Source organism: Rhizobium sp. SVR5-9E (assembly GCF_056755095.1).
In genome coordinates this window covers 1-233 of the sequence record NZ_JBNDHS010000779.1, presented here as the reverse complement: position 1 = coordinate 233, position 233 = coordinate 1, and the positions used below count along the sequence as shown (strand labels likewise).

General features: G+C 39.5%; 1 protein-coding gene. It reads left to right on the top strand.

Annotated elements, in window-relative coordinates; translation table 11 throughout:
* Positions 1-11: 11 nt before the first annotated feature.
* The coding region (locus tag ACPYOJ_RS36960) for a c-type cytochrome (protein WP_481420626.1) at positions 12-233 on the top strand (222 nt) is incomplete at its 3' end.

Genomic DNA, 233 nt, shown 5'->3' with positions numbered 1-233 from the left:
ATAAGGAGCAGTTGGCTAGTATTGAAGAATATCAGAAAACACAGCCTACGGTAACTATTGAAACGGCAAAATATTCGGCGGATAATATTGCAGAAGGTAAAGAACTCTTTAAGACAAACTGTGCATCTTGTCACAAAGAAGACGGTAGCGGAGGTATCGGACCAAACCTTACAGATAACTTCTGGATCAACCAGCCTGAGAAAACATTATTCAAGAATGTATTCCATATGGAC